Here is a 14,089-nt window from a genome sequence, read left to right as displayed (position 1 = left end):
TTTCAGGAACAACCAATGACTACATTACTGCGCTGGTGGGGCTTGTTATTGCTTCCTAGCTTGTTTTTTACATGCTCTTCTTGGGCGTCAGCGCTTGAAGTAAACATAAATGAAGCGCAAATGGTACGTTTGCCCCAAAAGGCAAAATCGATTTTTATCTCTAACACGCATATTGCTGACTATCAGCCAATGACAAATACCAAATTAATGGTATTTGGTAAGCAAGCTGGCACGGCGACAATGACCATTTTGAACGATAAAGAGCAGGTAATATACAGCAATAAGATTCGTGTTGTTCATGATACTCAAGAGTTAGATAGTCTGATTAAAACTCAGTTTCCTGAGGCCTCAGTCAAGACTGAATCTTTGGGTGGAAAGTTATGGCTTAAAGGTTCAGTACCAAGTCCAGCTATGGCACATAGCATAGTTAATGTGGCGAAAGGCTATCTATCTCCGATCACTGCGTCCCAAGGCTCAAATGATAGTGATTCTTCTCAATCTGATAGCTCATCAACACAACAAGCCGAGCCAAGCTCAGAGAACAATGATGAACTGATCAATCAGCTACTTGTCACCATGCCAACCCAAGTCAACATACGTGTTCGAATTGCAGAAGTTTCTCGTAATGTGTCAAATACATTGGGCATTAAATGGGGATCATTAATGGGGGAAGGGAGTAGCGCTGAGAATGTGATTGGCAGTTTTATGTACAACAAACCATCTGGTGTCAGCAGTTGGACTAAACCTAACTTTAGTGCCTTAGTTGATGCCTTGGCATCGACGGGTGATATGTCGATTTTAGCTGAGCCCAACCTATCGGCAATTTCGGGTGAAGAAGCGAGTTTTCTTGTCGGGGGAGAAGTGCCAATTCCTTTGATTCAAGGCGATACTGCAAAGGTTGAATACCGTCCTTTTGGCGTTAATCTTAACTTCAAACCTATAGTGCTTGGCCCTGATCGAATCAGTCTAAAAGTTGAGCCGGAAGTGAGCAGTGTCTCGGTGGACAATCAAGCCGTATTTAATGGTAATGTGCTGCCCTCTTTCACTTCACGTAGGGCTTCAACCACGATAGAGTTGGCGAGCGGACAAAGCTTTGCTCTTGGTGGTTTGTTGCAAAGTAGTGAAATCGATCAGTTACAAAAAGTGCCAGGAATAGGGGATATTCCAATCTTAGGTACTCTATTTCGCTCTAACCAATATCAGCGTCGAGAGACAGAGCTAATCATCATTGCGACGGCTTATCTGGTTGAGCCTACCCGCTCTAATAACTTTGCTTTACCGACGGATACTTTGATCCCCCAGAGTGACCTAGAAAGGTTATTAGCACTACCGAGTAAAAAGGATGCCGCAGCCAGCGGTGATGCAACTTATACCGACAACCGCAAACCGCGTTTGTTAGGTGATAATGGATTTTACTACTGAGGTGAAGATGAGACTAAATCTGTTTGTTTTGCCGATTTTATTGGTATTGGGTGGCTGCGTGCATGACCGTATTGCTAAACAACCTGCTATTGATGTTGTTGCTGTCACCAATAAGCTGACTCTTACACTTGATAACAATGAGCTATCTACCGAGCAGATCCTGAAAGTTGAAGACTTTATTGCTAAACGCGGTAATCCCTATGGTTTGCGAGTCAAGTTGGTTAGTGGTTCAGCCCAGGGAGGTGATCAATTAGAGAAAATACGTCAAGTTTTACTCGCTCGCGGCATTAGTGAAAGCAAAATAATTACCCAGGACGCAAGCCCACCTCTGCAAGGTGATATTCAGCTTATTGTTGAATCATTTCGCGCCAAAGTGGCAAATTGCGGAGCCAGCAAAATGCAGCCAGTAGTGTTTAACCAATATCAATCACATCAGGCTTATGGCTGCAGCAGCGCGGCTGCTCTTGCTCAAATGGTTGCCAATCCGAAAGAGTTGATTGTGGGAGAGCGTTTGGGACCTGCCAATGGCGAAAAAGCAGTTGCTGCTATCGATGCTTATGTCAGCCCTTCGGCGAACAATAGTAGTAGCCAAAACTCGGATTCCAGTGTCGGTATTACAGCAGGTAACCAATGATGAAAGTCGATAGCTTTTCAGTATTAGTCGCGGCCTCTCCTTCCCTTGATACTTATCACTTAAGTTTGGCGTTTGCTGAGCGTGGGATAACCCAACTGACTCAAGTTGCTTTGGACAGAGAACTACTCATCAAGCAAGCCTTATCGGACAGCCACGATGTGATAGCCCTAGATGTAATGAGTATGCCTGTAGAAGAGGCGCGTGTTTGGGTGAGTGATATGAATCGTCGTACGGGCTGCAAAGTGATTGCCATCGGTGATGATCAGACTATCCCTTACTATCGTGCTATTTGTGAAGCAGGGGCGATTGAATATCTGGTTAACCCTGTGCTTGAACATGGCTTAGTGGCGGTGGATTTTCATGACCAGCAGCAAACTCAGTCAATGGGCAGTCGTATTTCTGTGGTTGGTTGTAAAGGTGGGGTCGGGACTTCGACCGTTGTCGCCAATTTAGCTCGAATTTTGAGCGAGAGGCGGCAGTCAGTGATGGTCGCTGACCTTGATTTTTCAGCAGGCGATCTGGATTTACATTTTGACGTACAAGGCAATGCGGCATTGGTCGAAATGCTGCAATATCCTGAGCGTCTCGAACCTGTGGTATTTGAGCGAAGCAGCATAAATGTAGATACAAATCTGTCGCTCCTAACTGGTTATCTGCCGTTGGATAGCGATCCATTTTGGCCAGAAAAACAAGCGCTTGAGCATTTTAGTAAGTTTTGTTCACAGCACACAGACAGTCTAATTTTTGATATCCCGGCGTTTTCACTGAGAGATCAAGTAGGTATGAGCGCATTAAAGAGCTCTGATGCGCGTATTTTGGTCATAGAACCTAGTTTGGCCGCGATTCGTAATGCTGGACAGATATTAAGTATTTTATCTTCCGGGGAGCAAGCGGCTTTCAACAGAAAGAACTTATTGGTGGTCAATCATACTAAATCTGATAAAGCGTCATTATTAACATTAAACGATATTCATCGTGCTTTAGGCGCTGAAATTGATGTCTCGATTCCTTTTGCTCCTTTACATTTTTTAAACAAAAGCGCGCTTGGTCAGTCCGCAGTCAAGGGCCACCGTAAAGTCAGCCGAGCGTTTTGTTTGTTAGCTGATAAAGTGATGGGCGTTGAAAGCCCGAGATCATTCCAGTTTTGGAAGAGGGGCGCTTAATGTTTAAGTCTTCTCGACTCATTGACACTCCTAGCCATACTCAGCTAGGTACGCCTCACTCCGATCCCATTCGTGATCATTACCAGCTTATCCACTCTAAGGTGGTGAATACGATAGAAGCGAGTGCGGTTGTAAAACTGAGCTCGAATGAGTTGGAGGCAAGAATTCTTGCATTGGTTACAGATGTGGTTGCTACTCACCAACTGCCGCTCGGTCATCGTGAAGTCACTAAGGTTGTTCAGCAATTGGTCGATGAGTTACTGGGTTTAGGACCTCTTCAACCTTTAATCGACGATCCCAGCGTAAGTGACATCATGGTTAATGGACCTAATGAGGTGTATGTCGAGAAGCTGGGTAGGTTGCATAAAACCGCCATCGAATTTCGCTCTGAAGAACAATTACTTAACATGGCGAGGCGAATTGTCAGTAAAGTTGGACGTCGCATTGATGAAAGTTCTCCTTTGGTTGATGCTCGCTTGGAAGATGGCAGCCGTGTTAATGTGATGATCCCTCCGCTAGCGCTCGATGGAACGTGCATTTCTATTCGCAAGTTCAATCATGAAAAACTGTCCTTAAGCCAAATGGTACAAAATGATGCGTTGAGTGAAGGGATGATGCATTTGCTTGATGTCATTGTTCGTTGTCGATTGAATGTGCTCATCGCTGGAGGAACGGGTGCGGGTAAAACCACATTGCTCAATGCGATGTCGTTTAGCATCCCTCCTCATGAACGTATTATTACTATTGAAGATGCGGCGGAGCTTAAACTCCAGCAACCTCATGTGGTGCGTTCAGAAACGCGCTCTGAAAATGCCGAAGGATTGGCTGCAATCACTCAAAGAGAACTGGTTAGGAATGCATTAAGGATGCGTCCTGACCGCATCATACTTGGAGAAGTAAGGGGTGAAGAAGCCTTTGAAATGATGCAGGCGATGAATACAGGTCATGACGGCTCTTTGTCTACTTTACACGCCAATTCACCTGCCGATGCATTAGTCAGAGTTGAAAACATGCTTATGATGGCGCAATCGACCTTACCCTTATTTGCCTTGCGTCGTCAAATTGCCGATACGATAGATATCGTTATACAAGTTGATAGGATGCGTGATGGAAAGCGGCGCATAGTCGCGATAACCGAAGTGGTTGGCATCGAAAGCGATCAATATATCACTCAAGATTTGTATCATTTTGATACTCATGGTGAAGATCACCAAGGTAAGATTTTAGGTGAATATGTCAGTGCTCGGCGCCTTCCTTCCTTTGTTGCTAAAGCACAGCACTATCAACTTGATTCTCAGCTGCGCGCTGCAATGAGGCTTGCAGTATGAGCATAATCTTGTTCACGATTTGGTGCTTAGGCAGTCTACTGGCTTTGAAACACTATTGGCAGCGTCGTCGGTGCGTCAAACTGCGGTTAGTCCGATATATTGCTCAGCCCAAGCCTATAGCGAAAGCTATTGTTAAGCCGCGATATTCAGCAGGGCCAGTTGGAGGCTTTTGGCGCCGGACTCAAGCACTATTGCGACGTCAAGATAAGATATTTCTGGCTTTAACAGCTTGCATACTGCCGTTTTTGATTTCTTGGTGGCTACCACCGCAACATTGGTACTGGCAAGCTTTGTTAGTTATCTCTTGTATGATTGGGCTGTTTGGCGTTTTGTTTGCCTTGCGCCGCAGGCAGCAGGTCGAAGAGTTTGAGAAAGCTATTGTACAGGTCTTGGGTTTAGTGAGCCGAGCGGTTTCTGCTGGGCTGTCTGTTCAGCAGGCGTTAGAGCAGGTAGCGAAAACTCAAGAGGGGGTACTAGGTAGAGAATTTTCTCGCATTAACGATAACTTATCTCTTGGTATTCCGCTGCGCCAAGCTTTGGATGAGGCATGTACTCGTTTGCCCTATAACACTTTTCGATACTTTACTGTCGCGTTAGTACTCAATCAAAGTAATGGCGGGCAATTGAGAGATATCTTGCACAACCTGAGCAGAACGCTGCATGACAATCGGGCGATGCGAAAGAAGGTTGCCAGCATAACCTCAGAGCCTAGGATGACGGCGAAGTTTTTGTCGTTTCTGCCCGTTTTTCTTGTATTGGCGGTTTCTTGGATTGATCCATCTTTGTTCGAATTACTCATCTACAGTGAAAGTGGCCAGTGGGTGCTCATTTATTGTGGCCTCAGCCTAGCGCTAGGTGGGTTGATGCTGCATTCGCTCACCAAAAATAGGAAGTTCTCATGATCACCATGATAGCGACTGTTTTGATTATTACTGGTGTCTTTAGTTCCTTGATGTGTTTTAGGCTAGCGCGTCAGCAAGACTTGGTTCAGCGCCGCCTTAATCAGGTGAGCTCTGTGTCTCTTACCGCTAACTCACAAAGGATCAAATGGCGTTGGAAGTCCGACCCTGAGCGTCGTAAAGCATTAGCGTTAATCGGGTTTAATCACGATTTAGCTGAAACACTGTTTGTATTGTTTCGGCTTTCTATCATGGTCGTGGGTGCATTGCTGTGGTTTGCTCTGAGAGATCTAACAGGGTCTCTAGTAGATGTGGCTCAGTGTGTCGCCATTTCTATATTACTCGGTATTCTAGTCGACCGCTTACTAAAAGTATGGGTGGACAGGATTCGTTGCCAAGTAGCCAGGGTACTTCCAGATGCACTCGATCTTATGGTTGTGTGTGTTGCGTCTGGCTTGACGCTTGAGAGAGCATTTCGAATTGTGGGCGAAGAAATGGCAGACGTTTCTTCGGCGTTTTCTGGTCAATGGTGTCAGACGGCGACAGAAATGGCCGTACTTGATTCGCCCATACAGGCACTCACTAATCTAGATCAAAGGCTGGAACTTTCCGATATCAACAATATGGTGGTAACCATGTGTCAAGCACTGAAGTTTGGTACACCACTTTCGCAGGCTTTGAGCCTAATAGCAGCGGATAGCCGCCATTATCAGTTGCTTGAACTCGAAGAATGGGCAGGTAAGATCCCAGCAAAAATGTCTTTCCCTCTTGTCGTTTTGATCATGCTTCCTGTGGTGGTCATGATCGTTGCCCCAGTTGTCTTAAGCCTATTTGATACCTTGGAGAGATTATGAGCCGGTTGTTGATCCTCTTATGGGCTGGAATCTTTGTTGTGGGTTGTCAGTCGACAAAAAATCAGCCTAGCGACCAAGATTTACAGCTTGCACAAACCGCATTAACTAATGGCCATCCAGATAATGCTTTAGAAATATACAAGCAAAAGCTCAAGCAAAACCCCAATGATGCGCAGCTGCTCTTTTTGGCTGGTAATGCTTGTAATCAAGCTGCGCGATACGATGAAGCGCTACATTATCTGACAAAAGGCAGTGCACTGGCACCATCATCAGAATTTGATCGGGAATTAGGTCGAGCGCATCTTGCTATTGGTAATGTCCAACTCGCTGAAAGTAAGCTGTTTGATGCTGTTGAGACGAATAAAATGGACGACGTAGCATTAAATAGTTTGGGTGTGGCTTACTCACTACAAAAAGACTACATCAAGGCTCGTGATGCGTTTAAAAGCGCGATAAACATTCGGCCCGACAGTATGGAGTATCGAAATAACCTAGCGTTAGGTTGGCTCTTAGATGGTCGGCCAGAACAAAGTATTCAAATCTTATATCCTATTTATAGCCGAGGAGAAGCAACAAGTAAGATGCGGCTGAATCTCGCTTTATCTTATGCGTCTAGCGGTAAGCTTGACGCGGCTAAAACTATCGCCTCCGCTGAGCTCAGTCGATCAGAACTTGAGAGCACGCTTTTTTATTACCAAGCTCTTGCGAAACAAGGAATTCGTTAATGATGTTTCGTCGCAACAAAGGTAGTCAGACAATAGAGTTTGCGTTGGTAATATTGCCGCTGATGATGCTTGTGTTAGTCGGCTTTGAGCTAGTTCGGCTTATGTGGGTGACTATGGTTTTTGAATCTGCGGTATCGTCAGCGATTCGTGATGCCCGAACAATGATACCTTCGCCTACCGTCGCAGAAAAAATGCGCGAGCATATTGCTCAGTTCCCTCTATTGAGTTTGGATAATATTCAAGTTGATGCTCCTAGCTATGCCGATAGTGTAGCGTCTTTAGCATCAGGTCAGTTGGTCAGTTCGCCTCAGGCTGTGCTTGCCCAATATCGTATTAACTATCAATTCCAGTTTTTGTTGGCTCCCAAATTTTCAGAGTCTTTGCCATCTCTGACCAACTTAAGCCGCACAGTGTTGGTGAGCTATGATGTGTAAGGCGCACAGGCAACGCGGTTCAGCTGCTATCGAATTCCCTGCAATGGTTGTAGGGTTTTTGGTGATCGTTCTGGGTTTGTTCGCGGTATACAAAATCTTGTATCTACAAACTCGCTTAGACAGTACGGCCTATTCTCTGGTCAGCGCTGCATCGCGAGCGCTAGTGCCAAATGGGCAGATCACACCGTACTACCCCGAGAGTGCTGACCACCTAATGGTTTTAGCGAAACCCTCCTTACCCGATGATTTGGATTTAAGCCGCGTAGGTTTGATATTGGAAATGCGCTTTTCTTCAGGGAATGAGACCCAAATTATCACCCAACGCTTAGGCAACGATTGTCAGGGTGAAAGGCAGATTGAATCACTTGCCTCTCTTGCTCCCAAAAGTCAGAGAATGATTGCGTCTCTTCAAGGAAAGACGGCTGACCTTTACCAAGTCACTTTGTGTGTGTCTAAACCTTTAGAATCTGTGAACTCGATTTTTGAGTGGTTAGATTTTCCGTTGGCTACAAAGCTTCAAAGTCAAGCTGCGGTGATTGGGAGAAAGTACAGTGCGTAATCGGGTGTTTGGTTCTGTTTCTTTGTCTTTTCTTGCTCTGTTAGTACCTTTATTAGCATTAGCACTGACTACTATTATGGTTGGGTTTAATATTCAGCTCCACAATCGTGCGATGCAAGCAGCCGATACGGTAGCATTAGCTTGTGCATTTGGTGCCACCTCTGAAGCTGATCTTTCCCAGGCTTACTTAGACTATTACCAACCTAAAATACGTGGGGTGAGTGGTGAGTATCAGTTTGGTACGGACTGTGAAATTAGCATCAATTATCATCTTGATAGTCCCTTTTCTCTATTGGGCATAGGTCAGGGCTCTAACGCTGCTGAGTCTCGAGCATTGGAGCATACCCACATTCACCACGTAGCAAAAGTGACGCCTACAGAAATGGCGCTAGTACTGGATATTTCTAGTTCCATGGTTGACTCCATTCAAACCCTGAAAAACATTCTTAGCCGAGCGGTTAATCGCATTGAACATAACAATGTTGAGCTTGCTGGGCGCAGAGCGGTGAGTATTTCAATTGTGCCTTTTTCTGACGGTGTGTCTGTGATTAATCCCGCATGGGCAAATGTCACGGGTGTGCAATGTGCTAATGGGATAAGCAAAGATGAAAACGATAGGTTTTCTGCCGAAAAGACAGTATCTAACTTAGATAAAATTCACTCAGAAAAGACAGTGGAACTGAAAGAACAAAATGATTTTCTTCTTGATTGCAGCGGCTCCTCGCCCGTTATGCCACTGACCGACAATATGCGGGAGGTTAAACATGCCATTGAAAATTTGCAAACTACAGGTGGAACAAGTTCATTCCAAGGATTGATTTGGGGCGCTAGACAGCTCATACCCGAGTGGCGTCAAGAGTGGAATTATCGTCCGTACTCTACTCATCCTACACAAAGGTTAATTTTGATGACAGATGGTGTTGACGGCAGTTCAGCGTTGGATGAGCTTATCTCTGCAGGAATTTGTGATCGCTTGGCAAATGAGTTCGGTATTCAGTTGAACTTTATAGGCTTTAATATTCCTGACTATCGACTGGATCAGTTTAGCCGCTGCGTTGATGCCGCACTCAATATCGAATTGAAAGGTCAAGTTTTGTCGGCAACCAATACTCAGGAACTGGATGAGTATTTTTCAAAAGTATTGTATGTCGACTATGACACGACACTTAACTTTGGACAGAAATAAGTTCAGAAAACATAAGGAAATAAAAATGGTTAAGTTATTGGCTATGGTGCTCGTTATATGTACCCCTTTTACCACATTTGCATTTCAAGAAGGGGAGACACTGACAGAGAGTGCTTCGAATGAATTAAAGTTGGATCCTAATCGACTGACTATTGTCGATTTCTTTGCCGAATGGTGTGTGTCTTGTCGCCATGAATTACCAGTCGTTAATCAGTTATATAGAGAGCTATCTGGGACAGGCGTTACTTTTGTGGGTGTTGACGTTGATGAGGATATTGAAGTCGGGCTCGAATTTCAAAAGTCTCTGGGGCTTAATTTTCCTGTGGTAAACGATCCAAAGCAGCAGCTAATCGCACAATTTAAGCCTGTAGGGATGCCCGCTCTGTATTACGTATATCAAGGCCAAGTGGTGAAAGTTCGTTTTGGCGCGATCACGGATATTCGCAGCGTTATTTTAGATGACTTGGCCCAAATGGGAGTTCAGCTATGAGGCTAAGCATATTGATTTCAACTCTGTTTCTTACTTCAGCTGTGTTTGGCGCAGCGCCCAAAATCGATTTGAGTCATTTGGGTAAAAAAAGCACTGTGGAGAATGAGCATCCAGTGCAGCAAAAGACGGTTGAAGAAGAGGTTATCTCAAGTCAGGTATATACCAGTGGCCGCTCTGAAGTCGGAGTTCGGCGCAATATTGAATTGGTGAAACCAAAGGCAGAGAACTTAAATTTACCTAAATTGACACCCAAGGCAGAGATCAATGACACCTCCGCCTTGGCTTTTGTCGATGAAGCGCTTGGTATTGAGGCGGTCAAACCCTGGCAAAAAGGGACACTTGCTAAAAAAGAAATGAAGCCCGGTGGGCCTGTACCTGAATTCGATTTGTTTTCTGAAAAAGTCTTTTCGTACAAACAAGGCTCAGTGGGTGGCAGTGGCGTCGGTGGCGGCGGTTGCGGTTGTAACTAGATTATTAAACTAAATAACAATGAAGAAATTACCTATTACTCTGCTTGGCGCAGCGGCTGTGGCCAATAACGTAATGGCTGAAGATCATATTTCAGTACACTACCTTAATTACCAGGAATACGATGACAAAGTGAAAGCTGGTGACAGTATTGTTTCGATTGAAAAAAGCATTGGTTTGGATTGGACAATTAACCTTGAACTGGGTTATGACACTGTCTCTGGGGCATCTCCATCATGGGGGCCCACAACACCGATTGCGAGTGTGGCTGATGCAAATAATCGAGCACTCAAAACTCAGCAAGCACAGGGGATGACAGACCAAGTTATACGTGCAGGTTATGATCCAAACAGCAGTAACTACAAAGTGCAAAAGTACGAACTAGAAGACACTCGTCAATCAATTAATGGCAGCGTCACTTATCGAGATGAGCTGCGCAATGAATGGACTTTTGGTGGTAACTATTCCACCGAAGAAGACTATAGAAGTCTTGGTGTGAATGCCAAAGGGTTAATATATGCTGACTCCCAAAAGAACCGCTCATACAGTTTGGGTATGTCAGCTTTGTTCGATGAGACCATGGCATTTGGTAAGTATGAAACTACGGGAAACTCGCAAGCTTGGGAAGATATATTTACTGCTAACTTAGAAGCTGGATTATCGCAAACTTTTACGCCTAATTATTATATGATTTTAACGGCTTATGCGGGATATCGCTCCGGATATTTGAGTAACCATTACTTGACCGTCCTAAGGGAAGTAGATATTGATGGCAATGGCAGTATAGGGTCTGATGAAGTCTTTTTGGGTCAGGATTCGCGTCCAGATAAACGCGTGTCTGGTGGTGTAAATATTCAAGCTTTCTGGTCCCTGTCTGATTCCATTGTGCTGCGTCCGCGTTACAAGTTTTTCAATGACGATTGGGGCGTTAGCTCACACCAGGTTGGGGGTAAATTTTCTTGGCAGCTAAATAGTTGGTTAACACTAGCACCTGGATATTTTTGGTACACACAATCGGCGGCTGATTTTTACCGCGACCCTGATGGAAGTGACCCAACTTTTGCATCAACAGGATATGCGACATCGGATTTGCGCCTGGGAGATTTTACCGCTAACTCGTATGAGCTTGGAGTGAGTGTAAAGCTGCATAAAACGTTACGTTTGAATCTTTTGGGCGCTTATTATGAGCAATCCAATGGATTTGAAGCCCAGTGGTGGGCGGTTGGAGCAACCTATGAATTCTAGTTTTCCTTTTATGCATAGGTTTCGAGCCATGACAGTCGTGTGTGAAGTCCAGATATACGGCACTGCTGATGCGCAAAGTGTCGCGGCGATGATCGAGTCCAATACCCAGCGATTAGAAGAAAAGTATAACTTTTATTCACAGTCATCATGGCTTAACCAAGTTGTTAATCAGCGTAAAACCTCTACTGTAACCTTGGATGATGAAAGCTACACAGTGTTTGAAGTTGTTAGACGTTTAGTCGATGGAACCAAAGGAATATTCGATCCAACAGTTGGAACAGTTAAGTCGCTAATCAATAAAAACCCCGAACTGGATAAATCTACGGCTTATGAGAGTGCTAAACACTTTATGGGGCCTAAAGCTTGGTCGATAGCAGAGCATACGCTTACTGTCCCAGCACTAGAGACTCAGTTTGACCTTGGTGGTGTGATTAAGGAATTTGCTGTTGATCAAGCAATTAATATCGCTCAGTCACTGGGTGTATCATCAGCATTGGTTAACTTTGGCGGAGATATTAGAGCCTTGGGTCAAAAGCCAGATGGCTCTGCGTTTAATGTGGCGGTGAGAAACCCAAAGAATAAAAGTGAGCCGTGGTTCTCTTTGCCATTAGTGAATGCGGCGCTAACCACTTCGGCTCATTATGAGCGGAGCTTCCAATTTGCTGATCAGCAAAGCTCGCATATTTTATCTCAATGTGGAACACACCCTAACGTACTCTCAGTCAGTGTGCTGGCTTCTACCGCACTAGAGGCCGGTGCATTGAGTACCGCACTCACTATCGATCCCAAACTAGAAGTACCAAGCGAGGTTGGGGTTGTATTTATTGACGATCAATTATCCATCCATCAGGACACGGAGTTTGTCGCATGCTAAGGACGTTTATTCTTGCACTTTTCATCTACTTTCCTTGGATCGCTTTGGCGCAGGAACAAGAGTTTCTGCCTGTTGAGGAAGCCTTTCCTTATCAATGGTCTGTGACAGAGCAAGGGGTACAGATCCATTTTGCTATCCAGCCGCAATATTATCTCTATAAAGGCAGGTTTAAGTTCTCTTCCAATAGCAAAGTTTTGCTTAGCGAACCTCAGTTTTCGTATGCGGGCAAACCTAAGCAAGATAAGTATTTTGGTGATGTGGTTGTCTTCAATCAACCTGTTACGGTACTTATTCCATACAGTGGTGAAGGGCAAATTAAAGTCCGCTATCAAGGTTGCTCTGAACAAGGTTTATGTTATTTACCCAAGACAATAACACTGGACTTACCAGCTCGCTTGTCTAGTTCACCACCTGATTTGAGTTGGAAAAATATCAGTGGCTTAGCAGAAAATACCACAGGATTATCTGAGCTGTTGGTCCACATGCCCAAAGCACAAGCCTTGCTGATTTTCTTTTTACTCGGTCTTGGCCTTTCCCTTACTCCCTGCGTTTTACCTATGGTGCCAATCCTTTCGAGCATTATCGGCGGTGACGCTAAGATGACAGGCAAAAAAGGGCTGATGCTGTCAACTTCCTATGTGTTTGGTATGGCTTCAAGCTATGCGTTGACAGGTATTTTGGTGACCACCTTAGCCAAAGGGGTTAACCTTCAGGCGGCCATGCAGCAGCCATGGTTATTGTCTCTGTTCGCTATCGTATTTATTCTACTTGCATTGGCCATGTTTGGTTTTTATGAGCTACAGCTTCCATCAACATTGCAGCAAAAGCTGACGTCTCGTTCAGATAATATTGGTGGAGGAAAAATTGCTGGTGTTTTTGTCATGGGCGCTCTATCTGCTTTGGTCGTATCACCTTGTGTGAGTGCGCCACTAGCAGGTGCTTTGTTGTACGTGTCGACCACACAAAACTGGGTGCTAGGTGGTGTGACCTTATTTGTTATGGCATTAGGCATGGGGGTACCATTGATTTTAATTGGGATGAGTGGGGGTAAGTTGTTGCCTAAATCCGGGCCTTGGATGATAGCCATCAAACAAGTATTCGGTATTTTTTTACTTGCTGTGGCGATTGTTTTGATCAGTCGATTTGCGCCCTCATGGCTTGTTATGCTGTTATGGGCACTACTTGCTACTGGCAGTGGTATTCATTTTGGGGCTTTGGACTCTGCCCAGCCTGGTTGGGCGAGAACGAGAAAGCTAGCGGCATTCATGTCTTTGTTTTACGGACTTGTTATTTTTGTGGGCATGTTACTTGGCTCACACGATCCTCTTAAACCTTTGAGCCTTGTTTCTGCACCAACCAAACAAGGACAAACGTCTTTATTGCCTTTTGTAAAAGTGGATTCTGTACGCGCATTAGATCAAAGCCTAGCTTTAGCGAAGCAGCAAAACCAGCGAGTAATGTTGGATCTGTATGCGGATTGGTGTGTGTCGTGTAAGGTCATTGAAAGCGAAGTGTTTACTGATCGAATGGTACTTTCTAAGTTTTCTGACTGGAAGACTATAAAGTTTGATGTCACTGAAAGTACTCCTGAACAGATGGCTTGGTTAGCAGATCGAAACGTGTTTGGCCCTCCTGCAGTCTTCTTTTATGATGCCAGTGGATCAGAAATTGCTCCGCAGAGAGTGGTCGGCACTATTGGACTTGAGCATTTTAAGTCGGTCATAGCTAAGTTGTAATACGTCTAAAGTACATAGATTCTGATGACTTGATTAGAATTGTGTTTTTGGTCACTGCGCTGTGTAATGTGG

General features: G+C 44.8%; 15 protein-coding genes. All 15 read left to right on the top strand.

Annotated features, from left to right (window positions below):
• Positions 1-15: 15 nt before the first annotated feature.
• From DPF90_RS01935 to dsbD, 15 genes are read left to right on the top strand one after another with little or no spacing between them, the layout of a single operon-like run.
• Positions 16-1,422, top strand: a complete 1,407-nt coding sequence (locus DPF90_RS01935) for a type II and III secretion system protein family protein (protein ID WP_114784097.1) — start codon at positions 16-18, stop codon at positions 1,420-1,422.
• Between the two features lie 7 nt (positions 1,423-1,429).
• Positions 1,430-2,056: a CpaD family pilus assembly lipoprotein gene (locus DPF90_RS01930; RefSeq protein WP_114784282.1), complete on the top strand. Its 627-nt coding sequence runs from the start codon at positions 1,430-1,432 to the stop codon at positions 2,054-2,056.
• Positions 2,053-3,219 carry a CpaE/TadZ family protein gene (locus tag DPF90_RS01925; RefSeq protein WP_240314439.1) on the top strand — a complete coding sequence of 389 codons (1,167 nt, stop codon included), beginning with the start codon at positions 2,053-2,055 and terminating at the stop codon, positions 3,217-3,219. Before DPF90_RS01930 ends, DPF90_RS01925 begins: the two co-directional genes overlap by 4 nt.
• Entirely contained in the window at positions 3,219-4,547 is a 1,329-nt protein-coding gene (locus DPF90_RS01920) for a TadA family conjugal transfer-associated ATPase (protein WP_114784093.1), read from the top strand. Before DPF90_RS01925 ends, DPF90_RS01920 begins: the two co-directional genes overlap by 1 nt.
• Positions 4,544-5,449, top strand: coding sequence for a type II secretion system F family protein (locus DPF90_RS01915; RefSeq protein WP_114784091.1), 906 nt, complete (start codon positions 4,544-4,546; stop codon positions 5,447-5,449). Before DPF90_RS01920 ends, DPF90_RS01915 begins: the two co-directional genes overlap by 4 nt.
• Entirely contained in the window at positions 5,446-6,300 is an 855-nt protein-coding gene (locus DPF90_RS01910) for a type II secretion system F family protein (protein ID WP_114784089.1), read from the top strand. Before DPF90_RS01915 ends, DPF90_RS01910 begins: the two co-directional genes overlap by 4 nt.
• On the top strand, positions 6,297-7,025 hold the full coding sequence (locus DPF90_RS01905) for a tetratricopeptide repeat protein (RefSeq protein ID WP_114784087.1): 729 nt from the start codon (positions 6,297-6,299) through the stop codon (positions 7,023-7,025). Before DPF90_RS01910 ends, DPF90_RS01905 begins: the two co-directional genes overlap by 4 nt.
• The gene (locus tag DPF90_RS01900) at positions 7,025-7,459 is read left to right on the top strand and encodes a TadE/TadG family type IV pilus assembly protein (RefSeq protein WP_114784085.1); all 435 of its coding nucleotides are present in this window, start codon (positions 7,025-7,027) and stop codon (positions 7,457-7,459) included. The genes DPF90_RS01905 and DPF90_RS01900 overlap by 1 nt, the downstream gene beginning before the upstream one ends.
• Positions 7,449-8,018 carry a tight adherence pilus pseudopilin TadF gene (tadF, locus tag DPF90_RS01895; RefSeq protein WP_240314438.1) on the top strand — a complete coding sequence of 190 codons (570 nt, stop codon included), beginning with the start codon at positions 7,449-7,451 and terminating at the stop codon, positions 8,016-8,018. The genes DPF90_RS01900 and tadF overlap by 11 nt, the downstream gene beginning before the upstream one ends.
• Positions 8,011-9,204, top strand: coding sequence for a vWA domain-containing protein (locus tag DPF90_RS01890; RefSeq protein ID WP_114784081.1), 1,194 nt, complete (start codon positions 8,011-8,013; stop codon positions 9,202-9,204). Before tadF ends, DPF90_RS01890 begins: the two co-directional genes overlap by 8 nt.
• Positions 9,205-9,229: 25 nt before the next feature.
• Positions 9,230-9,694 (top strand): TlpA family protein disulfide reductase, encoded by a 465-nt coding sequence (locus DPF90_RS01885; protein WP_114784079.1) that lies wholly within the window; start codon positions 9,230-9,232, stop codon positions 9,692-9,694.
• Entirely contained in the window at positions 9,691-10,164 is a 474-nt protein-coding gene (locus tag DPF90_RS01880; protein WP_114784077.1) for a DUF4266 domain-containing protein, read from the top strand. Before DPF90_RS01885 ends, DPF90_RS01880 begins: the two co-directional genes overlap by 4 nt.
• 19 nt (positions 10,165-10,183) lie before the next feature.
• Complete coding sequence (locus DPF90_RS01875) at positions 10,184-11,407, top strand: DUF3570 domain-containing protein (protein ID WP_114784075.1); 1,224 nt, start codon at positions 10,184-10,186, stop codon at positions 11,405-11,407.
• Entirely contained in the window at positions 11,397-12,281 is an 885-nt protein-coding gene (locus DPF90_RS01870; RefSeq protein ID WP_114784073.1) for an FAD:protein FMN transferase, read from the top strand. Before DPF90_RS01875 ends, DPF90_RS01870 begins: the two co-directional genes overlap by 11 nt.
• A complete protein-coding gene (gene dsbD / locus DPF90_RS01865) occupies positions 12,275-14,017 on the top strand; it encodes a protein-disulfide reductase DsbD (protein ID WP_114784071.1) in 1,743 nt (580 codons plus the stop codon). The genes DPF90_RS01870 and dsbD overlap by 7 nt, the downstream gene beginning before the upstream one ends.
• Positions 14,018-14,089: the final 72 nt, after the last annotated feature.

This window comes from Vibrio tetraodonis, assembly GCF_003350295.1.
In the GTDB taxonomy this organism is placed as follows: Bacteria; Pseudomonadota; Gammaproteobacteria; order Enterobacterales; family Vibrionaceae; genus Vibrio; species Vibrio tetraodonis.
This window is presented reverse-complemented; position numbering and strand designations above follow the sequence as displayed.